This window comes from Streptomyces sp. NBC_01142 (assembly GCF_026341125.1).
Taxonomy (GTDB): domain Bacteria; phylum Actinomycetota; class Actinomycetes; order Streptomycetales; family Streptomycetaceae; genus Streptomyces.
This window is the reverse complement of the sequence record NZ_JAPEOR010000003.1, coordinates 899,527-922,905: the sequence shown is the minus strand read 5'-3', so window position 1 is coordinate 922,905 and position 23,379 is coordinate 899,527. Positions and strand designations below refer to the sequence as shown.

The 23,379-nt window shown below is 68.9% G+C and carries 21 protein-coding genes; 12 read left to right on the top strand and 9 right to left on the bottom strand.

Annotation, left to right across the window (positions count from 1 at the left end):
* Positions 1 to 94: 94 nt before the first annotated feature.
* The 3 genes from OG883_RS38205 to OG883_RS38195 form a co-directional block, all read right to left on the bottom strand.
* A complete protein-coding gene (locus tag OG883_RS38205; protein WP_266551430.1) occupies positions 95 to 280 on the bottom strand; it encodes a hypothetical protein in 186 nt (61 codons plus the stop codon).
* Between the two features lie 479 nt (positions 281 to 759).
* Entirely contained in the window at positions 760 to 2,316 is a 1,557-nt protein-coding gene (locus OG883_RS38200) for a glycerol-3-phosphate dehydrogenase/oxidase (protein WP_266551429.1), read from the bottom strand.
* Positions 2,313 to 2,912, bottom strand: coding sequence for a TetR/AcrR family transcriptional regulator (locus tag OG883_RS38195; protein ID WP_266551428.1), 600 nt, complete (start codon positions 2,910 to 2,912; stop codon positions 2,313 to 2,315). The genes OG883_RS38200 and OG883_RS38195 overlap by 4 nt, the downstream gene beginning before the upstream one ends.
* Positions 2,913 to 2,981: 69 nt before the next feature.
* On the opposite strand from OG883_RS38195, the gene OG883_RS38190 reads away from it, so the two are divergent.
* The 4 genes from OG883_RS38190 (at position 2,982) to OG883_RS38175 (ending at position 7,356) form a co-directional block, all read left to right on the top strand.
* A complete protein-coding gene (locus OG883_RS38190) occupies positions 2,982 to 4,577 on the top strand; it encodes an FAD-binding oxidoreductase (RefSeq protein WP_266551426.1) in 1,596 nt (531 codons plus the stop codon).
* 29 nt (positions 4,578 to 4,606) lie between these two features.
* Complete coding sequence (locus OG883_RS38185; RefSeq protein WP_266551424.1) at positions 4,607 to 5,488, top strand: diacylglycerol kinase family protein; 882 nt, start codon at positions 4,607 to 4,609, stop codon at positions 5,486 to 5,488.
* A 210-nt stretch (positions 5,489 to 5,698) separates the two neighbouring features.
* Positions 5,699 to 6,061 (top strand): antibiotic biosynthesis monooxygenase, encoded by a 363-nt coding sequence (locus OG883_RS38180; protein WP_266551422.1) that lies wholly within the window; start codon positions 5,699 to 5,701, stop codon positions 6,059 to 6,061.
* A gap of 557 nt (positions 6,062 to 6,618) precedes the next feature.
* A complete protein-coding gene (locus OG883_RS38175; RefSeq protein ID WP_266551420.1) occupies positions 6,619 to 7,356 on the top strand; it encodes a hypothetical protein in 738 nt (245 codons plus the stop codon).
* A gap of 141 nt (positions 7,357 to 7,497) precedes the next feature.
* On the opposite strand, the gene OG883_RS38170 is transcribed toward OG883_RS38175, so the two are convergent.
* Genes OG883_RS38170 through OG883_RS38160 form a run of 3 tightly spaced genes read right to left on the bottom strand, consistent with a single transcriptional unit; the run spans position 7,498 to position 9,142 of the window.
* On the bottom strand, positions 7,498 to 8,469 hold the full coding sequence (locus tag OG883_RS38170; RefSeq protein ID WP_266551418.1) for an NAD(P)-dependent alcohol dehydrogenase: 972 nt from the start codon (positions 8,467 to 8,469) through the stop codon (positions 7,498 to 7,500).
* The gene (locus tag OG883_RS38165; RefSeq protein WP_266551416.1) at positions 8,466 to 8,699 is read right to left on the bottom strand and encodes a helix-turn-helix transcriptional regulator; all 234 of its coding nucleotides are present in this window, start codon (positions 8,697 to 8,699) and stop codon (positions 8,466 to 8,468) included. The genes OG883_RS38170 and OG883_RS38165 overlap by 4 nt, the downstream gene beginning before the upstream one ends.
* Positions 8,693 to 9,142, bottom strand: a complete 450-nt coding sequence (locus OG883_RS38160; RefSeq protein WP_266551414.1) for a hypothetical protein — start codon at positions 9,140 to 9,142, stop codon at positions 8,693 to 8,695. The genes OG883_RS38165 and OG883_RS38160 overlap by 7 nt, the downstream gene beginning before the upstream one ends.
* Positions 9,143 to 9,306: 164 nt before the next feature.
* Here OG883_RS38160 and OG883_RS38155 point away from each other — a divergent pair, with 164 nt between their 5' ends.
* Positions 9,307 to 9,798: a DUF1269 domain-containing protein gene (locus tag OG883_RS38155; RefSeq protein ID WP_266551412.1), complete on the top strand. Its 492-nt coding sequence runs from the start codon at positions 9,307 to 9,309 to the stop codon at positions 9,796 to 9,798.
* 232 nt (positions 9,799 to 10,030) lie between these two features.
* On the top strand, positions 10,031 to 10,384 hold the full coding sequence (locus tag OG883_RS38150; protein ID WP_266551410.1) for a YkvA family protein: 354 nt from the start codon (positions 10,031 to 10,033) through the stop codon (positions 10,382 to 10,384).
* A gap of 68 nt (positions 10,385 to 10,452) precedes the next feature.
* Here OG883_RS38150 and OG883_RS46900 read toward each other — a convergent pair whose 3' ends face one another.
* Positions 10,453 to 11,007, bottom strand: a complete 555-nt coding sequence (locus tag OG883_RS46900; protein ID WP_323181049.1) for a winged helix-turn-helix domain-containing protein — start codon at positions 11,005 to 11,007, stop codon at positions 10,453 to 10,455.
* 60 nt (positions 11,008 to 11,067) lie between these two features.
* Entirely contained in the window at positions 11,068 to 11,445 is a 378-nt protein-coding gene (locus OG883_RS46895) for a regulator (protein WP_323181048.1), read from the bottom strand.
* A gap of 166 nt (positions 11,446 to 11,611) precedes the next feature.
* Here OG883_RS46895 and OG883_RS38140 point away from each other — a divergent pair, with 166 nt between their 5' ends.
* From OG883_RS38140 to OG883_RS38115, 6 genes are all read left to right on the top strand, one after another.
* Entirely contained in the window at positions 11,612 to 12,967 is a 1,356-nt protein-coding gene (locus OG883_RS38140; RefSeq protein ID WP_266551408.1) for an alpha/beta hydrolase, read from the top strand.
* Between the two features lie 139 nt (positions 12,968 to 13,106).
* Entirely contained in the window at positions 13,107 to 13,916 is an 810-nt protein-coding gene (locus OG883_RS38135; RefSeq protein WP_266551407.1) for an SAVMC3_10250 family protein, read from the top strand.
* 69 nt (positions 13,917 to 13,985) lie between these two features.
* Positions 13,986 to 16,139 (top strand): AIPR family protein, encoded by a 2,154-nt coding sequence (locus tag OG883_RS38130; protein ID WP_266551405.1) that lies wholly within the window; start codon positions 13,986 to 13,988, stop codon positions 16,137 to 16,139.
* A complete protein-coding gene (locus OG883_RS38125; RefSeq protein ID WP_266551403.1) occupies positions 16,129 to 17,547 on the top strand; it encodes a serine/threonine-protein kinase in 1,419 nt (472 codons plus the stop codon). The genes OG883_RS38130 and OG883_RS38125 overlap by 11 nt, the downstream gene beginning before the upstream one ends.
* Before the next feature lie 302 nt (positions 17,548 to 17,849).
* Positions 17,850 to 19,529: a lysyl oxidase family protein gene (locus tag OG883_RS38120; RefSeq protein ID WP_266551401.1), complete on the top strand. Its 1,680-nt coding sequence runs from the start codon at positions 17,850 to 17,852 to the stop codon at positions 19,527 to 19,529.
* Positions 19,530 to 19,731: 202 nt separating this feature from the next.
* Positions 19,732 to 20,472 carry an SDR family NAD(P)-dependent oxidoreductase gene (locus tag OG883_RS38115; RefSeq protein ID WP_266551400.1) on the top strand — a complete coding sequence of 247 codons (741 nt, stop codon included), beginning with the start codon at positions 19,732 to 19,734 and terminating at the stop codon, positions 20,470 to 20,472.
* 39 nt (positions 20,473 to 20,511) lie between these two features.
* Here OG883_RS38115 and OG883_RS38110 read toward each other — a convergent pair whose 3' ends face one another.
* Positions 20,512 to 23,142: a SpoIIE family protein phosphatase gene (locus tag OG883_RS38110; RefSeq protein WP_266551398.1), complete on the bottom strand. Its 2,631-nt coding sequence runs from the start codon at positions 23,140 to 23,142 to the stop codon at positions 20,512 to 20,514.
* Positions 23,143 to 23,379 lie beyond the last annotated feature (237 nt).

Genomic DNA, 23,379 nt, shown 5'->3' with positions numbered 1-23,379 from the left:
CAGTGGGAGACCGACGAGGGACGATGAGCCCTGACGCAGAGACTGCGGGGACGGCCTCCCGCCCATCGGGTGCCCGGTCACAGCACCCAGCAGTTCAGCCGCGAGCGCGCGGGTGCCGGGCCGGGGCCGGGATGTGGGCGGGAGCTGCGTCCTCGTCGTCCAGGGGCGGAAGGTCGACGGTGAAGTGCGGTTCGCGAAACAGCCCGACATAGGCCGCAGCAGGTGTGGTGGCCCGAGGCGGCTCGTTGCCACCATCGCGCCGGGTTGCATCGGTAGTCATGTATGCCTCTCGAAACTGAGGTGCGTCGGCGTGGTCGTCCCGCCGACGTATGGGTGACTGTCCCACCTGGTCGCCCCGTGGAGAGGTGATGCAAGGAGAGAACTCCAGCGAATCATACGACCGTTCGATGGGAGGGAAGTGTTCTGCCGCGCATGGACGGATCCGGATCAGCGGCCATGGGGAGGAAACGCTCCGACAGGAGGCACTGTACGCGGCCTGCTGTGCAGCTTCGTCCCACGTGGGGAGTGGTCCCCCGGTCGCTGCGTACGCGTTTCGCGAACCTGTTGTCGACGAGTTGGGTCTCGCTCGAGTGCGCGTACGGCCTACCCCGGGCTGCTCACTGGGAGGAGTGGATGCCGCCTCTTCCCTGTTGCCGCAGCCCGGGTCGTCCGTGTTCCAGGGGTATTCGGTGACTGCCCTCCCGCCGAGTCGCTCCCCGACCTCGCAGAGCTGTCCTTCCCCGACGCCCGGGTGTGAGCTCAGCGAGCAAGTGCGTCCCGTGCTGCTTCGCCCGCCGTTCGGCGGTCGTGCGGGACCAGGCCGATGCGGGTGCGGCGATCGAGGATGTCCGACTCGTCGAGGGCTCCCTCGTGGCGGACCGCCCACAGCAGTTCCGCTTTGGTGACCGGGTGTCCGGGAACCACCGGAAGGGCCAGGGAGGGGTCGGCGAGGCCGAGTGCGTGGACGGCGAGGGCTTCGGAGCCGTAGCGGCGGACCAGACGTCGGGGCACGGCGAGCGTGGCAAGCGTACGGGGCCGGGCGGCGCCGACGAGCGGGATGGAGGTCGTGCGGCATCGGCCGGCGGTGAGAGCACTCGCGGTGACGGCGGCATCGACGGCGTCCTGGGCCATCCGCCGGTACGTGGTGAGCTTGCCGCCGACGACTGTGACAACACCCTGGGGTGAGGTCAGCACGGCGTGCTTGCGGGAGATGTCGGCGGTGCGGCCGGTGTCCGAAGCCGTGGTGTCCAGGAGCGGACGCAGGCCGGCGAATGCTCCCACCACTGAATCGCGGCTGAGGGATACGTCGAGGGCCGATCCCAGCACGTCGAGGAGAAAGCCGATGTCCGTCTCGGGCACCTCCGGTACGTCCGGGATGCTGCCGTCGATCGGCTCGTCGGTCAGCCCCACGTACACCCGGCCGTCGCCCTGCGGCAGAACGAGCACGAACCGGTTGGGCTCCCCCGGTATCGGGATGTGCATACCGGCGGCGAGGCTGCCGATCTCCTCGGAGCGCAGGACCAGATGCGTACCGCGAGAGGGGCGCAGCCGTATGTCGTCGACGAGGCTGCCCGCCCACACTCCCGTGGCGTTGATGACCGTACGGGCACGGATGTCCAGTTCGTCTCCGGTCAGTTCGTCGCGGACGGTTGCGCCGGAACCGGTGAGTGACAGCGCGCGCGTGCGGGTGAGGATGCGGGCGCCGTGCGCGGCCGCTGTGCGGGCTATCGCGGTCACCAGGCGGGCGTCGTCGGTGAGTTGACCGTCCCAGGACAGCAGTCCCCCGCGCAGGCCTGTCGACCGCAGCGCGGGGGCCATGTGCTGGGTCTCCACCGCGGAAAGGGTGCGGGGGGCGGGCAGGGTGGCTCGTGAGGTGCGGGCGGAGGCACGCAGGAGGTCGCCGGCCTTGAAGCCGGCCCAGGCAAGCGCGGCCTGGCCGCGGGAGACCAGTGGGGTGAGCGGCAGGACGAAAGGCTGGGCGCGTACCAGGTGGGGGGCGGTGCGTTCCATCAGGACGCCACGTTCGACGGCGCTTTCGTGGGCGACGTCGAGCTGGCCTGTGGCGAGGTAGCGCAGTCCGCCGTGGATGAGCTTCGAGCTCCACCGCGAGGTCCCGAAAGCAAGGTCATGGGCGTCGATGGCGGCGACGGTCAGTCCGCGTGAGGCGGCGTCGAGCGCGGCTCCGGCACCCGTTGCGCCGAGGCCGATGACAAGCACGTCGACCTGGGCACCGTCGGCGAGTTCGGCGAGTTCGCGGCGTCGGCGTGCCGCGTTGAGCGAGGAGGGGGCAGGAGCGCGTCCACTCGAGCGGCTCATGGCGTAAGGGTCCTCTCCAGAAGGTTCCGCAGCTCTTCGAGGAAGGCCGCTTCGTTGAGTTCAGGGTCGGTTTCGTCGGTCATCGTGCGCAGCGAGAGCGTGAAGGACTGCGCGACGAGCAGCAGCGAGCGGGCCTGAAGGTCGGGGTTCATCCGGCGGACGGACCCGTCGGCGTGGCCCTCCCGCAGGGCACCGGTGATGAGGCCCAGCAGCGCGTCCTGACTGGTGCCCCGGTGGTCGAGCACGTAGGGCAGAAGCAGCTCGGGGTCCACGTCGATGATCTTGCGGAAGAGGGGATGGGCGCGGAAGGCGGTGACTCCGGCGACCATTCCGTTGACGAGCCGGGCCAGCGTGGAGACACCCGGCTCCTCGCCGGGCATCGTGCTGACAGCGAGCGCGATCCATTCCCGGGTCATCACGTCGCCGACCAGGGTCCGTACGTCCGGCCATCGGCGGTAGAGCGTCATGCGGGACACGCCGGCGCGCCGGGCCACGTCGGTCAGGGTGGTGCGGCGTACGCCGACAGCCAGGACACAGTCGCGTGCCGCATCAAGGACGGCATCTCCGTCCGAACGGTTGTGACGAATGGGCGTCATCTGTCACAGTGTAATGCCAGAGCAGGACGTGCAACAGGACGACCCGCAAAACCGAGGGTGAGGATCCAAGTGGACATGTTGTGGAGCGGCTGGGGAGACCCGGCCAAGGCAGCCCCGCTGCCCGACACAGTGATCGGCCTGCTGCGTGACCTGCTCGGCGTCACTCCGAACGAGAGCGGCCCCGCGCACATCGACAGCATCGCCGCCCCGGACTCGCCCCTCACCGGCGAGGCCCGTCAGGCGCTGATCGACTGCCTGGGTGACGCTGCGCACGTGCGCATCGACGCCGAGGCACGTATCCGGCACACCCGGGGCAAGTCCACCCCCGACCTGCTGCGCATCCGCGCCGGCGAGGTCGACGACATCCCGGCAGCCGTCGCGCTGCCGGGCAGCCACGACGAGGTCCTGGCGGTCCTGCGAGTCTGTGCCGAACACGGCGTGTCCGCCGTACCGTTCGGAGGCGGGACCTCCGTCGTCGGCGGACTGACCCCTGAGTCGAAGCGCTGCTTCATCGCGCTGGACCTGCGCCGGATGGACAGCCTCATCGCCCTCGACGAGGTCTCCCGCACCGCTGTGGTGCAACCCGGGCTGCGCGCACCCGAGTGCGAGGCGCTCCTCAACGAGCAGGGGTTCACCCTGGGCCATTTCCCGCAGTCGTACGAGTGGGCCTCGATCGGTGGGTTCGCCGCCGCGCGTTCCAGCGGCCAGGCATCGGCGGGATACGGCCGATTCGACGAGATGGTGCTGGGCCTCACCGTGGCCACCCCCGAGGGCACCCTGGAACTGGGGCGCGCGCCCCGGTCCGCGGCCGGCCCGGATCTTCGCCAGCTGGTCCTCGGCTCCGAGGGCGCGCTGGGTGTCATCACATCGGTGACCGTGCGGCTCCGGCCCATGCCGCAGACCAGGGTCTACGAGGGCTGGCGTTTCTCGTCCTTCGAGGCGGGCGCGCTGGCACTGCGCAAGCTCGCCCAGGACGGTCCGCAGCCGACCGTGCTACGGCTGTCGGACGAGACGGAGACCTTCGTCGGCCTCGCGCAGCCGGACGCCATCGGAGGGCCCGACGCCCCGCAGGAGGCCGGCTGCATGGCCATTGCGGGCTATGAGGGCACCGCCGAGGACACTGCGGACCGGCGAGCCCGTGCCCGGGAGGTGCTGCTTGCCTGCGGCGGTGAATTCCTCGGCGAAGAACCGGGCACCCGGTGGGCCCACGGCCGCTACAACGCCCCGTATCTGCGCGACGCGCTGCTGGACGCCGGAGCGTTCGCCGAGACCCTGGAGACCGCGACCTTCTGGTCCGGCCTGCCGGCTCTGTACGACGCCGTGCGCCAGGCACTCACCACGACCCTGGCCGACGCAGGCACTCCACCCCTGGTGATGTGCCACATCTCCCACGTGTACGAGAACGGCGCGTCCCTGTACTTCACCGTGGTCTCGGCACAGGGAGACGATCCGCTCGCCCACTGGGCCCCGGCAAAGCGCGCCGCCAACGACGCGATCCTTTCGGCCGGCGGCACCATCAGCCACCATCACGGTGTGGGCACCGACCACCGCGACTGGTACACGCGGGAGATCGGCCCTGTCGGCGTCCGTATCCTGCAGGCCGTCAAGAACGAAATCGACCCGGCCGGGGTACTCAACCCCGGCGTTCTCATCCCCGTCCGCTGACTTGCCCCGTGCCGACCGGAGGCGCATTCATGCGAGATTTCACCGCCATCGTCAACCCCACCGCAGGGGGTTCCAGCGGTACGGCGGCCCTGCTTCCGCTGGCCCGCCTCCTACGGGAGGCCGGGGCACAGCTCGACACCCAGTACAGCCGCAGCCTGGAGCACGCGCGGGAGCTGGCGCAGCAGGCCGGTGAGCGCGGACACGTCGTGCTCGCCGTGGGCGGCGACGGGATCGCCGGCTGTGTCGGCGGGGCGCTGAGCGGCACCGACACCGTGTTCGGCATCGTCCCGGCCGGCCGCGGCAACGACTTCGCCCGCGCGCTCGGGCTGCCGGCCGAGGCACCGGCGCTGGCCGAAGTGCTGCTCAACGGCTCGCCGCGGGCGATCGACACCATCCAGGTCGAATCCGCTGTGCACGACCGGACGTGTGTGCTCGGCAGTGTGTACGCGGGCGTCGACGCGGTGGCCAACCAGTACGCCAACACGGCCCGGTTTCTGAGGGGTGCCGCCTCGTACTACGCGGGCGGCGCCCGCGCGGTGCTGACCTGGCGGCCGGTCGACTACCGCATCACCGTGGACGGAGTGCAGCACGAACGGCGCGGCTACACGGTCGTGGCCGCCAACTCCCGCTTCTACGGGTTCGGCCGTCAAATCGCCCCCGGCGCAGAGCTCGACGACGGCCTGCTGGACGTGGTCGTCATCCGGCACGCCCCCAAGCGGCTGTTTTTCGCGATCATGAACGAGCTCAAAACAGGGGCGCACCTGGGGCGACCGGAAGTGGAGATCCTGCGGGGAAAGGAGGTTCGCATCGAGGCCGATCGCGATATCCCCTACGGCGCGGACGGCGAGATCGAGGCGACCCTCCCCGTAACGGTAAGGGTGCAGCCTGGGGCACTCACCATGCTCTGCTGACGCGCGGGCGCGCGTCACGGGCCCGGCGCAGCTCCACTTCGGTGGCATGCCGTGGGCAGGTGGCCTGCGGGGCGCAGGGCGAGGGTCGTCGCAGTGTGTCTCGTACGGGGCGAGGGATCGCGCTTGACCTCAAGTCTGGTTGAGGTTGAAAGATCTTCCTCAGCGGACAGCCGTCCACGCGCATTGCCGACACACCAGGAGAGCAGACTCATGAGCACCGACACCGGCTTCTACTCGATCATCGACTACACCGTCGACGGTCCCGCCACCCAGGCCGAGCTCGTGGACGTGTTCGCCAACCTCCAGGAACAGTGGGTGCGTTTCTATCCCGGCTACCGATCGGCCCGCTTCCATGTGAGCACCGATGGGACCCGGGTGTACAACATCGTCCACTGGGCGGACGAGGCGGACTATCGCAACTTCGTCGAGACGTCCGACACCGAGGGGCGGATGGCCGCCATCCAGAAGGCGGTTGACGGGCTGGCCGGCAGGGCCGAGCCACGCATGAGCGGAGTCCCCACCTACACGGTCGTACGCGAAGTCGGCCCGGGACCGCAGCAGCCCGCCGGCTGACCACTGGCTTCCTCCCGTGCCCGGGAGGAAGCCAGTGACGTTCGACACCGACACCTACGGCGCGTTCATGAGGTTGCGCTCATGCGCTCAAAGGGGAAGCCGTGTACGCGAGCGGCGATGGATGACAACGACCAGTACCGCCATCAGTAACACCAAACACGACCCGACCGATCCGGGCGGCCCGGGCACGTGCAGCACGCCCGCATGGACGGCCATGGACCGCCATGGCCGGGGCGTCGCTGCTGTGTCCGGCGGCGGCGTGGTGTGCCGCGGCGGTCGACTGCGCCGGCGGCGAAACGCCACCGACTACAGGGCGTCGACCTGTCCGCATGCGACCCCGAAGTCGGCCAGGTGGTCGATGCCGTTGGAGCGCACTACGACCTCGCTCAGGCGCCGTACGCGGACGATCTCAGCACCGGTCCGGCGACCAGCACGACCCGCTGCCGTCGCATTATCGCTCCCGGCCCTCACAACAACACAGCAACACCCCCTAGGCTGCTCCCCCAGTGCCCACCGACAGCGTCCAGCAATGGTGGGCCGGATGGAAAGGCAGAACTATGACCTCCACAGCCGGCACACCGGGAAGCGTCGCAGCGACAACTGCACTCCTGCAGGCGGAACTTCCCCGACTGGAAGAACACCAGCAGACCCTGGAGAAGGAGCTCGCTCATGTCACCGAGCGTCTGGAATCGGTACGCAACGCCCTCACCGCCCTGCAGGCACTGACCGCAGCCCCCCAGGTTCAGGAGCCGGCCGCTCCCGACAACGCCCCCGAAACCAAGCCCGCGCCCTCTGCCAGCACCGAGGCCGAACTCGCCACAGGCCCCAAGTCCACAGCGCAGACAGAGTCTGCCCCCGTTACCCACGAGACAGACACCCCCCAAGCACCGGAGGAGGAGGCAGCGGCCACTCCCCCGGCCCCCACCCGCCGCAGGACCCGCAAGGCGCCTGCCGCCACCGGCCGGAAGCAGCCCACACAGGCCTCCAAGAAGGAAAAGCAGAAGTCCCGCCCGGCGAAGAAGACGACCGCGGCAAGGCGCACCGCCTCCACCACAGCAAAGAAGACCGCGCCCGTCACAACGCCCAAGGACAGCAGCGGCCTCACCGAGCAGATCGTGGAGTTCCTGGCCACGACCGACGGCAGCCCCGTCCGTGCCCGCGACGTCGCCCAAGCTCTCGGCCGTGACGACACCACAGGCAGCATCAACGCCGTCCGCAGTACCCTCGACCGCCTCGTCGCCACCTCCAGGGCACACCGAGCCGGCCGCGGCCTCTACCAGTCCCCCACCACCTGACCCGAACGCCCCGGCGCCCCTTCGCCCGGTACGGCCAGACCTTCATGCCGTCGACCCGCCGCCGCGACCGGGCTTGGGGGCGGGCGCTCGCCCCCGCCCACGGGGCCTCATCCACCCGCCGGCCGCCGGTCACGTCTCACCTCACAGCGTGATGACGACCTTGCCGCGGGCGTGGCCGTCCGTCAGGTACTGAATGGCCTTGGGAACCTCACTCAGCGAGAAGGTCCTGTCGACGATCGGAGTGAGCTTGCCGGCCTCGATCAGTTCCCCCAGCAACTGGAGGTCCTCCGTGCGCTCCGTGGACACCAGCATCCGCAGTGTGTGATTCACGAACGGTGACAGCATCGCCGCCCGGAGCGCGCGGTCCACGCCCCGCATCCACCGTCCTCCCGTTTCGGATCCCACGATGACGAGAGTTCCCCGGGGTTCGAGAGCACGCCGGAGGTGTGACAGCGAACGACCACCCGCGGCGTCGAGGATCAGGTCGTAGCGGTGCGGCCTGTTCGCGAAGTCCTCGCGTGTGTAGTCGATGACGTCGTCGGCGCCGATCGAGCGGACCAGTTCCGTCTTCTTCGTGCTGCACACACCGGTGACGTTCGCTCCGAACTCCTTGGCCAGCTGCACCGCGAACGTCCCGACGCCTCCGCCCGCACCGATGACCAGCACCTTCTGCCCTGCCTGGACCTGTGCGCTGCGGCGAAGACCCTGGAGGGCGGCGAAAGCGGAGCTGGGGACTGCCGCCGCCTGCTCGAAGGTGACGTTCGTCGGCTTGGGCGCGAACTTGTCCTGGCGCGCGCAGGCGTACTCGGCGTAGGAGCCCGCGCAGGTGCCGAACACCTCGTCACCGGGCTGGAACCGGGTCACGTTCCGGCCCACTGCCTCGACGCGCCCTGCGACGTCCAGACCCGGAACGCGGGTTTTGGGTCTGCGCAGCCCGAACCCCATGATGCGAAGCAGGTACGGCAGGCCGGTGACGAGGTGCCAGACGCCCTGGTCGAGGCCGGCGGCGTGAACGCGTACGAGCACGTCGTCATCGCCGACCACCGGCTTGTCGATCTCCTTGAGTTCCAGGTCATCGGGCGACCCGTACTTCTCCTGGACTATTGCCTTCATGGTGTCTTTCCTTCGCTGTCCGGGTACTGGAACACAGTGTCGAGCGGGACCTTGAACACCTTGGCGATCTGAAATGCCATTTCGAGGGAAGGCGAATACCTGCCTTGCTCGATGGCAATGACGGTCTGACGTGATACGCCGATTCGCTCGGCCAGATCCGCTTGTGTCATCTCTCCGTGCGTGAACCGGAGTGCCCGGATCGCGTTCGTGACCCTGGTGGGCTTCACCATGGCTGAAAGCCCCGGCGATACGCGACGATCTTGGCCGTGGAACCGAGGATCGCCGACAGCACGAACGCCAGGTAGACCGCGTTGGCGATCCAGAAGTAGTCCAGCTCGGCCATCGACATGCCGAGCGCCGCCACCCCCCCGATGACGACGAATGACTGGCCGATGTATTCGCCGAACCGATTGATCTCCCGGTCGCGCTGATCCTTCTTGTCCTTCGGCCAGAACATCGCGATGAGCATATGGAGCACGATCGACGCTGCGATCGAGATGCCCAGTGCCCACAGCAGCGCCGCCACGTACGGCACCTCGGCGAGAGGGGCGTCTCCCGCGCGCCCAAGAATGACGAGGAGGTAGCCCGCATACGTACCGACCGCGAGCACCCCCATGACCCATGCGCTCTTCTCTTCGAATGGCATTCCACGAATGTAAAGCAACTCAGACATCGTGTCAAAGATTCTTAACATCGCGGAGGGCGGTCGATCACGGCAGCCCATCGTCGACCCCGGCGCCGCCACGGCCCGCCGCAGCGCGCCCCACACATCTTCTGCCCCATCGGAAAATCAGACATATGGTTCGTAGTGCCGATCTGGCGACCAAGGAGGCATTGATGTCCGAACTCATCGTCATCGGCTACGACGACCCATCAGTCGCGAGCGACGCCTTCAAGGCGGTTCAGGAGCTGCAGAAGGGCCACGTGGTCGACCTCACCGGACTCGCCGTCGTCTCGGTGGACAAAAACGGCGAGATCCACGTCGACACCCCCGGCAGGAGCGAGAAAGTGGCCGTGTCGGCCACCGCCGGCGCCCTGTGGGGCATGGTCTTCGGGATCCTCGTACTCCTCCCCGGAATCGGCGTGGTGGGCGCCGCTGTCGGGGGGCTCATCGGCAAGCTGAGCCAGATGGGGGTCGACGACAAATTCCGGGCGAAGGTCCAGAACCTCCTCAAGCCCGGCTCCTCAGCCGTCGTGATCATGGCGTCGAAGATCACCGAAGACAAGTTCGCTGCTGAGATGCAGCGCTACGGCGGAACCCTCCTCAAGACCTCACTCACGGAGCAGGACGAGCAGGAGCTCTCGGAGCAGCTCGCCGGCACCCAGTAGGCCGTACTCGTACTTCCGCACGCTGCCGGCCACATATACCGCTGGTGGGACGGATGTCCCCATGGCGGGGTGGCCGGTTGCGGGCTGCACGAGTACCGCCACTCCGGCAGGCCTCGGTGAGAGGTGACGCGGTCGGCATGTCGCAGATGCAGGCGCCGCCCGCCGTTGGACGACGCCCCGGGGGGAACACAGATAAAGACAGCCCAGACCGTCGCTCCGAGGAGACCGCACCATGAGTACCGAACTGACGGTCGCTCTGATCGTCGCCGCGATCGCGGTCCTGGCGATGCTGGCGGTGACCCTCGTGCTGGTCGTCAAGGTGGCACGGGCCCGTGCGGTACTGCGCGAGGCCGGAGTGCCACTGAAGAACAAGGCGGTCTTCTGGGGTGCGCTCGTCTATGCCATCTGCCCTGTCGACCTGATTCCCGACCCCGTCTACCTCGATGACATCGGTGTGCTGCTGCTGGCCCTGCGTGCTCTGCACTCGGCGGCGAACGCGGGCCCCGGCCCCCTCACGAGCGCCGCCCGCGGACAGCGGTCCCACGAGAAACTGCTGTCGGGCGCCGGGAGTGACGAGCGGAACTGAGCCGGCGCGCCATCGGCCGACCAGGTGTGCAGCCCGTACCGGTTGAGGCGGACCATGGCCGTGGGCTGTCAGCCGTTCGCGCTCCGCGTTCCACTGCGTCGCCGAACCAGCAGGCTCCCCAGAGCAGTGCGCCGGTGCAGAACCGCCCGTCCCGCGCGGACCGTGGTGATCATGCCTGCGCCGCGCAGCGCGGCGGTGTGGGCGGAAACGGTGGCATTGCTGACGCCCAGCCGCCGTGCGAGCTCGCTGGTGGTGTGTTCCTCCGCGAGCAGGAGCAGTATGCCGACGCGGGTTCGCCCGAGCACCCCGGCCAGCGCATCGTCCGTTCCACCGGTCCCGGTCGGCGGAAGCGAAAGGGGCAGGCCCGGACCCGCCGGGTAGGTCAGGACCAGGGGGCGGTCGGGCAGGTGGGAGATGAGGGGATGGCCGGTCCAGTGGAAGGTGGGCAGTAGCACCACGCCGTGGCCGCGCAGTTTGATGTCCCGCTCACCCGACGCCTCGAACTGCCAGACCCCTTCGTGCAGTCGGGTGCTGGGGAGGAGTGCGGCGAGTGCGGCGCCGACACCGTGCTCAGCCACGGCCAGGGCATGGCGGGTGAACTCCGTCTGGTGCAGGTCCTGCACGAGGGGCCATACAGGGCGCAGCACTGTTTCGAAGGCCGCGTGCTGTGCCCGGCGGAGGAGCTACCAGGCGTCGGCGTCACCTCGGTGCAGGTCGCGGATCCACGGCGGAACCGGGGGCGTGCGCTGGGCGTACACTCGCTCGATTTCGGAGCGGACCAGGTCCGGGGGCGAAGCCCGGACGGTGTCCAGTCCCTCCTTGAGACTGTCGCTGATCACGTCGATGAAGTTGGGGGCCACGTCCGCGGGGACCAGGTCCCTCAGCGGCCCGACGGCGGCCGGCAAGGACTGGAGCAACCGTCGTCTCCAGCGGCCGAAGAGCAGTCCGTCGTCCGGACGGCACATTTTCAGGAGGGCCGCGTTCAGCTCCTGCAACGGGGCCGCCCCGGACGCGAACCGGACCCGCGCGAAGTCCGCGGCCGTCAAATGGATCCGGATCACTACTTTCCCTGACTCTCGTCGGCAGCCCTGCGCCATCGTTTCGGCCAGGGCCTCAACCATCGCCCGCGTTCCCCGTTGGGCGCCAGCATTCAGGTCATGCCCCTTCATTCACCCGGGGGCCGCCGGAAGGCGCAAGGACTGAAGTCACAGACACATAAGGGGAGCCATGTTCCGCAAGAAGTTCGGCGACGATGAGCGGGTGGGCCGAGCCTGTGGGCTCGAGCGAGGCCTCGATGTCGTCCCCGAGGGTGAGGGCGCCATCGCAGTGGACCGGCGGACCGTCACCAAGTCGGCCGTGCCGGCCGCCGCGGCACTGCTCGCGGGCGGCGGCGTCGCGCAGGCACGGCCCGCGCAGGCAGAGGCCGCGCAGGCAGAGGCCGCGCAGGCAGAGGCCGCGGACGACGTCACCGTACGGTTGCCGGCGCCGACCGGCCCGCACCGGATCGGGGTGACCACGTTGCATCTGGTCGATCGCTCCAGGCGCGACCCGTGGGAGCCGGAGATCCCCGTGCGGGAAGTGATGGTTTCGGTGTTCTATCCGGCCCGCACCGTCCGCGGCTGTCCCGTCGCACCACACATGTCCGAGGGTGCCGCGGAGCTGTTCACGACGCTCGGCCCCATGGGCCACCCGGAGTTGCCGCGGGCGGGTGTGAACTGGGCGGCCACCATGACGCATTCGCACGCGGACGCACCCGCCCAGGCCGTGCGTCGACCGGTGCTGCTGTACAGCCCGGGAGGCGGCGACCCACGCGCCATGGGCACCGGGATCGCCGAAGAGCTGGCGAGCCACGGCTACGTGGTGGTGAGCATCGATCACCCCGGTGACGCCAGTGCCGTCGAGTTTCCCCATGTGATGACGGGGAGGGACAAGGTCCGTCCGACCGTTTTCCGGGGAGATCCCCGGCTGGATCCGAAGCTCTCCCGCACCATGATCGCAACCCGGATTGCGGATACCCGGTTCGTGCTGGATCAGTTGGAAGTGCTGGCGGCGGCAGGGCCGAACCCGGATGTCGAGGGACACGCGTTGCCGGAGCACCTCGGGCGTGCACTGGATCTGCGGCGGGTGGGTGTCTACGGCCACTCGGCGGGCGGCACCACCGCGGCCGAGACGATGTACGACGACCGACGCGTCGGCGCGGCGGTCAATCTGGAGGGTTACCTGGACTACCCGCCGAACAAGCCCGGCGAGGAAGGGATGCTGCTCCCGATCGCCCGGTACGGGGTGGACCGGCCGCTGCTCCTGCTGGGAACCGATGGCTTCCCCCACAGGAAGGTGCTGGAGCGTTCCTGGTCGGCCGCGCTCGCCCACTCGCACGGATGCACCCGCCGACGGCAGCTCGACGGCGCCGCGCACGGGGTGTTCACCGACTACGCGGCCATAGCGCCTCAGTTGCAGGCCGCCGCGCTGATGACCGCTGACAACCGGATCACGCTGGTCGGCCCCGTCGCCCCGGAAGAGTCGGTTCCCATGGTGCGCAGCCACGTGCGCTCGTTCTTCGCCCGGCACCTGCCTCCGCTCTGAAGCGAGCCCCGACTCGAGTGGGTGGCCGGGGGATTGTGACTGCGGCCCTGGCCACCCAAGTCCTCACCGGTTCCCTGCGCCCCCGGACCGTACGAGTGTGCCGAAGCGTCAGATGCCACCTTCTGTCCGGTGACATTATGTGGCGGGAAGGAACGTCTACGGGGCGAGGGCGACGTTGCGCGAGTTCATCTACTTATCGGACAGCAAATTGGGCCAGTTCGTGCCCAAGCCGCACCGCTTCGCCCGGCCGGGCGCGTTACGGGTGACCACCCCGCTGGGCGGTCTCGACGTCGAACCGCCCGCCGCGGACAGCGATCACGCCCGACTGCGACACCTGCGGCGTGTGGTCAAACATCTGGACCGGGCGGCGCGTTGGTTCACCGAGCCCGACCTGCGCCCCGGTCAGTGGGTTCGCTTCGAGGCGCCCCTGCGCTGCGTCACCCTCAAAGGCGAGTACCAGCACATGGTGCTGTTCGCCGACCCGTTCGCGGACGACGAGCCCGGGTACGACCGTGAAGCCGGCTTCCGGCTGCTGATGCACGGCTCGATCCGCCACTTGATCGGTCACACACCGCAGTCGGTCGAGGGGCCGGACCTGGAGAGCTTCGGCGGCGGGGCGAGTTACGGCGAGACCTTTGTCACCGACGCCGGGCACGTGGTGCGCGCACTCGCCGTCGAGCGCGATCCAACGGCCGACGAGTCCCCGGACGGGGTTCTCCCCCACGCGCCGGCGTTCACCGCCTCGGAGGGCGTGCGTGCCCTGCTCAGCGCACTCCATGCCGGCCCCGGCCCGATGCGCACTGCCGCGTGGATGCGGGGGTACGCCCGGGTGTCGGCGCAGTTCGCTCCGGGCGCCGCCGCCTCCGGGGCCGGGTTCCGGCGCTCTCCTTGCCTGGTGGCGAGCCCTCTTTCCGTGGAGTACGCGCACGACCGGTTCCAGCAGTGCTGAGGTACGCGATCGGCACGGTTCCGTTGCCGGGGGCAGGCGTACGGACGGCTGCTGAGCAGGGAGGCATCCATGGGCAGTGACATGCGGGCGGAGAAGAGCACTCCCCTGGAGGTTCGACACATTCGTGACGCTCTGGCACGGGAGTTCACCGACCTCATCGACATGAGCGACCACGCGCATCGCGAGCCGACGGCCCTGGACACGGCCTTCCTCTCCCGGGCCACCGCGGCCAAGACCGTGCGGATACTGACGGGCTGCGGGCCGGAAGAGGCCGCCGAAGCCGTCATCGACGGCCGCGACGACCTGGGCATCGACGCCGTCGCTTTCTCGCTCGCCGTACCGGAGCTGTGGTTGATCCAGGCCAAGTGGAGTCACCAGGGCACTGCGCAGCTCACCCCCGACGGCGCGCGCCGTCTCGTCGAAGGCATGCGAAAGCTCGCCGAGCGGGAGTTCGACCGGTTCAACGTCCGGTTCCAGCGCCTGGCCAACCGGGTCGACGACGTTCTCACCTCACCCCGCTGCAAGATGCATCTGGTCGTGGCAGTCATGGGAGACGGCCGGGCCTCACGGGAGGCCGAGTCGCTCCTGCTGGACGGAATGGCTGAGTTCGGGGCCATGGGCGACGTGGTCGACGTCCGCTTCCTCAACACCGCCGACTTTCACTCCGCAGTGCGGCAGGACATGGCTCCGACACCGATCTCGGTCAGCGCCACCATGGCCGCGGGCTGGCACTCCTTCAGCACCCCCTACCCGGCGTTCGACGGCGCGGTGACCGCCGACGAGCTGGCCCGCTGGTACCAGGAGCACGGCGAGGCGCTGTACGAACGCAATGTGCGCCGTTCCCTGGGCCTGACGAAAGTCAATCAAGCCCTCGTCACCAGCCTGCTCAAGAACCCTCAGGAGTTCTGGTACTACAACAACGGCATCACCGTGCTCTGCGACTCGATCCGCACCGAGTTCTTCGCCCGCCGGGCCGAGGGCCAACCCGTGCGACTCCAGCTCTCCAACGCCCGAGTCGTCAATGGCGCGCAGACCGTCACCTCCGCGTACCGCGCCTTCGAGCAGAATCCTGACGCCGTCGCCGAGGCGTACGTACCCGTCCGCGTCATTTCCGTGGAGGACGCCCCGGAGGGTCTCGCCGCGCGAATCACCGAGACGACCAACACGCAGAACCACATGGAGGCCCGGGACTTCATCGCCCTCGACGCCAACCAGGCACTCATTCGCGAGGACTTCGCGCTGTCACTCGGCAAGCGGTACGTGTACAAGCGAGGAGAGCTCGTACCGTCCCCGGCGGTGGGATGCTCGGTGGTGGAAGCGGCCACCGCGCTGGCGTGCGCCCACCCGGACGCCTCACTCGTCGTACGGGTGAGAGGGGACAAGGAATTCCTCTGGCACGAAGCGCCCTACGGGGCGTACACCCAGCTCTTCGCCCGGCGTCCCGGTGCCTGTCAGATCTGGCGATCCGTCCAGTTGCTGAGGACAGTCAGCGAGGCGCTGCACGAAATGGCCGCCAGCCTTCCCGGACGCGCCCGTGCGATCGCCGACAGCGGCAGTCTCCTGGTCGCACACATCCTCTTCCAGACCGTCGGCAACGAAGGCATCGAGGAGCCGGACTCGGACTGGGAGGCCGGGCTGGGCACCGTCCTGGAGCGGGTCGGGGAAATCCTCTCCCTGCTCATCTCTCTCGTGGACCGGCTCTACGGCCCCCATATCTTCGTGTCCAGCACGTTCACCGACGAACGAAAGTGCCGCGAGCTGGTCGAAGGCGTGATGCGCGGGCTCGCCGGGGTGGCAGACGCCCTGGAGCTCGCCCCGCAGCGGCAGCATGTGCAGGTGGAGGCACCCCGGCCGCAACGGCGCCCCAGCAGCGTCAAGCTCCTGGTCGAGCACGGTCGCATCGCCGACGGGACCCGGCTGATGTACCGCCCGAGCGCTGCCGAGGAGCGTGCGGTCGGAGAGTGGCTCAACGCGGACCCCAGCCGCTTCCTCGCCACCTGGGTCAACGATCCCCGTCGGCCTCTGATCTGGGCGGCCGACAGGCAGCGCTACTCGCCGAGCAGCCTGGTCATGCACATCTGGCGCAGCGCCGAATGGGATGAGGCGCCGGTCGCCGTACAGGGGGTGCGGTACTGGGCGCTGCCGGACGAGGGCACGCTGGTGGAGCTCGCCGAAGAGATCTGGCGGACGATGCGGATGGGCGACAGCACCGGTGCCGTCTGACGTACGGATCATCGAGGGCCGCTACGAGCTTCGGACCCGCCTGGGCGAGGGCGGGATGGGCCAGGTCTGGCAGAGCTACGACCGTGAGCTGCGGCGTTCTGTGGCACTCAAACTCATCCACCCCCACCGCGTGGCTCCGGGCACGAACGTGGCGGAACTGGAGGAACTGGTCGAGCGCTTCCGGCGCGAGGCCAGGATCATCGCCCGGTTCCATCACCCGGGCATACCGGTGCTGTACGACGCCAAGCTCAACCGTGACGCCGGAACGCTCTACATGGTCATGGAGCTGGTACTCGGCGAGGATCTGACGCAGGTCATCACACGCAACGGACGGTTGCCGACGGGCCAAGTGGTGTCCATCGGTGCGCAGATCTGCGACATCCTCGCCCATACCCATGCCGACCCTGTGGTCCATCGCGATCTCAAGCCCGGCAACATCATGCTGGCCGGCAACGGCATGGTGAAGCTGCTCGACTTCGGGGTGGCCGCGGTCTTCGGCTCCGCCCACAGGAAGCTGACCTCCAGCAAGCGCGTGCTGGGCACCGTCTCGTACATGGCACCGGAACAGTTCGATGCCGGCAGCCTCGTCACGCCGCGCTGCGATCTCTACTCGCTCGGGTGCGTGCTCTATCACCTCCTGGCCGGCGAACCGCCTTTCACGGCCGAATCGCCGCTTCAGCTCATGCGCGATCACCATGATCGCCCGCCGGTACCTCTGCGGTGGTTACGGCCCGAGCTCGACAGCGTCCTGGATGCTCTCGTGCTCGAGCTGCTGGCCAAAAGGCCGGACGACCGACCGGCCTCCGCCCGCGACGTGTACGACAGGCTCAGGCCATTCATCGACAACTCGGAAGAGGTGTCCCCGCCGCAGCAGCGGAACAGATGCGTACCCTGCACGCCCACCATCCGCGACACCGACACCGACACCGACACCGACACTGACACCCACACCGACACCGACGTCCCGGCGTCGGAGCCTCTGCCCGTGCGCCTGCGTATCGTCCAGGCGCTCGCGCTGTTCGACGACGGAAGGTACGGACATGCCCTCCCCGCGTATGTCGCGCTCGCCGATGAGCTCGAGGCGGCGGGGTCAGATCATGCGGACGGGGCGATCGAGTGTCGCAGCAAGGCCGCGTACTGCCGAATGCGGCTCGGGGACGGCACAGGGGCACTCAAGGAGTTCCAAGCCCTCTCGGAACAGCTCCGGGCCGTCCGGCCGAGCACCGATGTGCTGCTCCTGGAAGTACGCCGTCACATCGGGCTGCTGCTGCACTCCGCCGGACGGATCCGCGACGCCGTCGAGGAACTGGCGGACCTGTACCCGCTCCTGGTGGAAACCGTCGGGAAGGATGCTCCGGAGACGGCCGAGGTGCGGGGCGCGCTCAACCGTATCCGCACGCAGCCCTGACCGGGCTGACGGGGTCCCCGCCCCTCGCGCCCCGGTAGGTCGTCAGCGCCCTGCCATACCACAACTGATGGGCCTTCAGGGTGCAAACTGTGCTGCGACGGCTTGAACTACGATCTGTGATGCATTTTCGGACAACGATCCGTGACTTCTGGGTCGGCAGACAACCTGTGGTGGCGTCCACCTGATCTCACGGGTAGGCCACGGTTCCGATCGGAGCCTGTCGGGTCCTACCCGCCTCGTCCGGCTTGCCGTGCGCCGTCTGTTCAGCCCCATGTCCCAGTGGCTCTCGTAATCGAGGATCGATGATCAGACACCATCGCAATCGTCTATGGCGTTCGGCGCTCGCCGCCTCCGCAGCGTTCACCGTCGTCGCCGGCCTGGCCGCCGCCGCGCCCGTCACCAAAGCGCCGACACCGGCACCGACGCCCAAGCTCCGCATGATCGCCGCCTCCACCTCGGTGACTCTCGACCGGTGGGAAGGCGATTCCGGGGTCTACCTGGACCTCGGTACGTACATCACCGCCGAGGGCGGGCCGCTTGAGTTCAACGTGACGCGCAAGTCCTACAAGGACCCCGTCGTCGCCAAGCAGATCATCCGCGAGGGGAAGAAGACGCGGACCAAGACCCTCCCGGCGGGCCTGGTGAAGGACTTCTCGGGTCTGTCGGGCTTCCTCCAGGTCACCCTCACCGACGCGGCCGGCAAGACGGTGGTGAACAAGACGGAGACCTTCTGTCCGAACAACGCGTCGGGACGGATCCGTCCCGACGCCCCGGCCAAGTCCCAGTATCCCGAGAGCTGTCCCACGAACCCCTTCACTCTCGGCTCCGTGTGGGGCGTCGAGAACGGCTGGGCGTCCAACACCTACGCCGGCTACTACTCCGAGCCGGTCAATCTGGCGGTCGGCAAGTACACCGCCAAGCTGTCCGTGACGAAGCGCTACCGCGATCTGTTCGGCATCCCGGACAAGCCGCAGACGCTCAACGTGACGGTGCGCGAGCGCAGCCCCGAAGAGGGCGGTGGGCGCGGGGCGGCCCCCGGCTCACACTCGTCCGCGGCGGCCGGACACTCGGGCCACGGGGCGGCGACGAGCGGCACGGGCCATGCGTACCAGGAGGGCCGCGGAGCCGACGCCCCCGCACCGCCCGCACTGCCGTACGCGCTCAAGGCCGGCCGCACGGCGCCGCACCTGGGCGACGGGCCCGGGCACACCGACGGCTCCCGGATCGCGCCCGCGCTGAAGCCGAGCGCGAAGCGCCCCACCGGCCGGGCAAACGTACCGAAGAACGTACCCAAGCCCGACCTCCGTTCGCTGCCGGCCTGGGACATCGGCATCTCTGACGGAGAGGACGGGGACGTCCCGGGCAAGGACTACATGGTCTTCAGCGCCAACGTCTGGAACGCGGGCCCTGCGCCGCTGGTCGTGGACGGCTTCCGCAGTCCGGGCAAGGCCCTGATGGACGCCTACCAGTACTTCTACGACGCCGCCGGAAAGCAGGTCGGCTACACACCCACAGGCACCATGGAGTGGGACGCGCGCGTGGGCCACGAACACTGGCACTTCACCGACTTCGCCAGCTATCGCCTGCTCAGCGCCAACCAGAAGGAGATCGTGCGCAGCGGCAAGGAAGCCTTCTGCCTGGCCAACACCGACGCGGTCGACTACACGGTGAAGAACGCCAACTGGCACCCGAACAACACCGACCTGTCCACCGCGTGTGGCCAGGAGAGCTCGATCTCTGTGCGGGAAGTACTCGATGTCGGCTCCGGCGACACGTACACGCAGTACCGTCCCGGCCAGTCCTTCGACGTCACCGACCTGCCGAACGGCACCTACTACATCCAGGTGATCGCCAACCCCGAGAAGCGGCTCCAGGAGAGCAACCTCAAGAACAACGTCGCGCTCCGCAAGGTCGTCCTGAGCGGCAAGACGGGCGCCCGTAAGGTGACCGTGCCTCCTCATGACCTGATCAAGGCCCCCTGACAGCAGGCAGACAGGCAGACAGGCAACCTGAAGGCGTAGGCCCGGTCACGCTGTTGCGTGACCGGGCCCGGCGGGTGGCTGGTGGCTGGTGGCTGGTGGCGTCATTCGAACCGGCACATGCCCGTCGAACCTGCGGCACCTCGTGGTCAGGTAGAACTTGCTGTCGAAACATGCGCATACCAGCTATCGCAGGAGGCAGCACGTGTCACGCCCGATCACCATCGTCACAGGCGGCAGTCGAGGCATCGGCGCAGCAACATGCGTCCGGCTGGCGGCCGACGGGCACGACCTGGCCCTGGGGTACGTCAGCAACAGCGCGGCCGCCGCGGAAGTGGCTGCCGCCGTGCGTGCGGTGGGGGCACGATGCGTCACGGTGCAGGTGGACACTTCCGACGAGGCGGACGTGGAGCGGCTGTTCGACACCGCCGTGACGGAACTGGGCCAGGTCACCGGCCTGGTCAACAACGCCGGAGTGACCGGCCCGCTCGGCAGGCTCGCCGACGCCCGCACCGGGGACCTGCGACGGGTGGTCGAGGTGAACCTCCTGGGCTACCTGCTGTGCTGTCGGCGGGCCGCCCGGGACATGGCCGCGCTCGGAGGCGGCGCCATCGTCAACATCTCCTCCGCAGCCGCCACCCTCGGCAGCCCCGGCGAGTATGTCCACTACGCAGCGACCAAGGCAGCCACCGACGCCCTGACGGTCGGCCTGGCCAAGGAACTCGGCCGGGACGGCATCAGGGTCAACGCGGTCGCCCCCGGCACCATCAACACGGACATGCATGCCGCGATGGGGGACCCGGAGCGGCCGGCGAAGGCAGCCGCTCAGATCCCGCTCGGACGACCTGGCGAGCCGGCCGAGATCGCCGCCGCCGTCGCGTGGCTGCTGTCGGCGGACGCCTCGTACGCCACGGGCACGATCGTGAGGGTCTCCGGCGGCCGGTGAACGCTCCCGAGCCGGCTCAGTGCGGTGGCTCTTTGTCCTTCAGGGTGCCTGCTGCCCGTCGGCCAGGGACTGTTCGGTCCACATGACCTTCCCGGTGAGCGTGTACCTGGTGCCCCACCGTCCGGCGAGCTGGGAGACAAGGAACAGGCCGCGCCCGCCCTCGTCCATGGTCGCCGCCCGACGCAGATGCGGGGAGGTGCTGCTGCCGTCGGACACCTCGCAGATCAGACTGCGCTCGTGGACCAGCCTCACGTGGATCGGCTCGGAGCCGTAGCGGATCGCGTTGGTGATCAGCTCGCTCAGCATCAGCTCGACGGTGAACCCGATCTCGGCCAGACCCCACATCTCCAGCTGACGGCCGCACGCGGCGCGGACAGGGGCAACGGCCGCGGGGTCGAAGGGTACGTCCCATTCGGCAACCCTGGCGGGGTCCAGCAGGCGAGTGCGGGCCACCAGCAGCGCGATGTCGTCTCTGCGGTGCGAGGGCACCATGGCGTTGAACACGGCCTGGCACGTCTGCTCCGGCGTCCGGTTCGCGTCGTCGGCCAGCGTGTCGCGCAGGAGGCCGAGGCCGGCATCGATGTCGCGGTCGCGGTGCTCGATGAGGCCGTCGGTGTACAGGACGAGCCGACTGTCCTCGGGGAGCCGCAGTTCGGCGGTCTCGAAGGGCAGAGCGCCCAGGCCCAGGGGTGGGTTGACGGGCACCTCGGGAAAGTCCACGGCTCCGTCGGGGCGGATCAGTACGGGGGCGAGGTGCCCGGCCCTTGCGATATTGCAGAGGCCTGAAACCGGATCGTAGATGGCGTACAGGCACGTGGCTCCCGTGATGCCGCCGCCCTCGCTGTCGCCCTCTTCCTGATCGATACGGGAGACCAGCTCGTCGAGATGCCCCAGGATCTCGTCCGGCGGCAGGTCGAGGGTGGAGAAGTTGTGGACCGCCGTGCGCAGCCGGCCCATGGTGGCGGCGGCGTGCAGGCCGTGGCCGACGACGTCGCCGACGACCAGGGCTACCCGCGCGCCGGGCAGGGGGATGACATCGAACCAGTCGCCGCCCACCCCGGCCTGCGCGGGCAGATAGCGATAGGCGACATCCAGGGCGTTCTGCTCGGGCAGGACACGTGGCAGCAGGCTGCGCTGGAGAGTGAGGGCCATGGCGTGTTCGCGGGTGAAACGGCGCGCGTTGTCGATGGCGACAGCGGCGCGGGCGGCGAGTTCCTCGACGAAGGACAGATCGTCCTCCTCGAAGCGTTCGGGACGCTCCGAACGCCAGAAGTTGGCCATGCCCAGGACGACACCGCGAGCCTGCAACGGCACGGCAATCAGCGAGTGGACGCCAAAGGCGAGGGCTCGGTCCGCCCCTGCGGGATCCTGCTCCCGCCAGCCGTGGGCAACGGTCAGATCGGCCTCGAGCACCGCATGGCCGCTTGCCAGAGCCGCTGCCATCGGCGTCGTGGGGACGACGAATCTGATCAGGTCGCCCATCGGCTGGAAGGGGCCGTCCTCGCGGATTCCGCTCACCGCAGTGCGGCGCATCTTCGTGTGTTCGCCCGACGGCTCCTCGCCGCGCAGTACAGGGTCCAGCAGCTCGACGGTGACGAAGTCCGCGAACCGCGGGACCACCACCTCCGACAACTCCTCGGTCGTGCGCACCACGTCCAGCGTCGTGCCGATCCGCACTCCGGCCTCGTACAGCATCTTCAGGCGCTCTCGGGCCACCTCGGCCATGCCGGACAGTGCACGCAGCTCGGTGGTGTCCCGGAGTGTCACGACAGTGCCGGAAGGCCCGCCGTCCAGTGTCGTGGGCCGCGTGTTGACGGCCAGCAGACTGTCCCCGGCCAGGTGTACTTCATCGGTGACGGTACGGCCCGACGCCAGCAGCTCGGTGGTGTCCGCGTCGAGCCCGAGATCGGCGACGTGGCGTCCTTCCGCCGCAGGAGGCAGCTCGAGGAGCCTGCGCGCCTCATCGTTGGCCAGCATCAGCCGGTCGTCGCTGCCGAAGATGAGTACCCCTTCGCGCACGGCGTGCAGAACCGCGTCATGATGTTCGTACATCCGGGTCATCTCGGTAGGGCCCAGGCCGTGCGTCTGCCGCCGCAGCCGCTTGCTCACCAGCGCGGAGCTGCCTGCGGCCAGGGCCAGCGCGGCGGCGGCGCAGGCGAGGAGCACCGGCAGCTGGCGGTCCACCGCGGCCCCGACGTTCTCGATCCGGACACCGGCACTCACCAGGCCGACAACGGAACCGCTGGCATCGATCACGGGGACGACGGCCCGCGCCGCGTCAGTCGGGGCTCCTTCGAAGATCTCCGTGAAGGATTGTCCGGCCGCGGCACGTTCGACCCCGTCGGCGCGCCGGCCGATCAGCGCGGAATCGGTGTCGGCGTAGCGGATCCCGTCCGGTGTCATCACGGCGAGGAAGTCCACGCGCGATCCGCGCCGAGCCCTTTCCGCCTGGGGTTGCAGCGCGGCGGTCGGATCGGGGGATCCCAGTGCCGCGACGATGCCCGGAGCGTCCGCGAAGGACGCGGCGGCGGCGAGGGACCGGTCCTGGGCATTCCGCTCGCTGTCGTGCCGCGTCTGGAGCGTGAGAGCCACCACCGTGGCGCTGATCAGCAGCACCGCGACCACGATCTGCAGGAAGAGCACCTGACCGGCGGCGCTGCGCACACCCATCAGGGAACGCACTCCTCGCCGCGGCGGGCGCCGTGCCGCTCCGGGGCCCTTCCCGGGGCGGCTCCCGTGCAGAGTGTTCGGCTCGCGTCCCGAATCCGGACGCCCCGGCCGATCCCGGAGGGGCGGGCCGACGCGTGGGCGGCCTGACGTAAGCCTGGATCGCCAGGAACGTCCCTTCATGCCTCATTTCTAGCACTGGATACCTTTGCGCAACGGTCTACGGAACGCTGACACCGG